Here is a 997-nt window from a genome sequence, read left to right as displayed (position 1 = left end):
AGGAGGGTGGCGGCTTCCTGGCGGGTGGTGCCGGAGTCCTGGATGCCTTCTGCGATGTGGGCGAGGTTGGCGGGGATGTCGCGGCCTTTTTTGCGCATGGCGGTGGCCCAGAGGCGGCCGGCGCGGTAGGAGGAGCGGACCAGAGGTCCGGACATGACGCCGAGGAAGCCGATTTCTTCGGCTTCGTGCTGGAGGTCCACGAATTCCTGGGGTTTGACCCAGCGGTCCACGGGCAGGTGCCGTTCGGAGGGGCGCAGGTATTGGGTGATGGTGATCAGGTCGCAGCCGGCCTGGTGGAGGTCGCGGAGGGCTTCGCTGATTTCTTCGCGGGTTTCGCCCATGCCGAGGATGAGGTTGGATTTGGTGACCATCCCGTGGTTCCGGCCTTGGGTGATGACGTCCAGGGAGCGTTCGTAGCGGAACGCGGGGCGGATCCTTTTGAAGATCCGGGGGACGGTTTCGACGTTGTGGGCGAAGACTTCGGGGGCGGAGTCGCAGATCGCTTTGATGTGGTCGGGGTTGCCGGAGAAGTCGGGGATGAGCAGTTCGACGCCGGTGCCGGGGTTCAGTTCGTGGATTTTGCGGACGGTTTCGGCGTAGAGCCAGACGCCTTCGTCTTCGAGGTCGTCGCGGGCGACGCCGGTGACGGTGGCGTAGCGCAGGGCCATTGACTGGACGGAGCGGGCCACCTTGGTGGGTTCGAACATGTCCACGGGGGAGGGTTTGCCGGTGTCGATCTGGCAGAAGTCGCAGCGGCGGGTGCATTCGGAGCCGCCGATCAGGAAGGTGGCTTCCTTGTCTTCCCAGCATTCGAAGATGTTGGGGCAGCCGGCTTCTTCGCAGACGGTGTGCAGGCCTTCTTTTTTGACCAGGTTCTTGAGCCCGACGAATTCCGGGCCCATCTGGACCTTGGCCTTGATCCACTCGGGCTTGCGCTCCACCGGGACCGCAGCGTTGCGCTGCTCGATCCGCAGCATCTTCCGGCCTTCAGGTGCCA

1 protein-coding gene is annotated in these 997 nt (G+C 64.4%); it reads right to left on the bottom strand.

Translation table 11 applies throughout. The features are described from left to right. The coding region (lipA, locus tag ACR65J_RS21020; protein ID WP_440172739.1) for a lipoyl synthase at positions 1 to 997 on the bottom strand (997 nt) is incomplete at both ends.

This window comes from Arthrobacter sp. SAFR-044 (genome assembly GCF_059414985.1).
The sequence above is the reverse complement of the archived record's forward strand: the minus strand, read 5'-3'. Positions and strand labels throughout refer to the sequence as shown.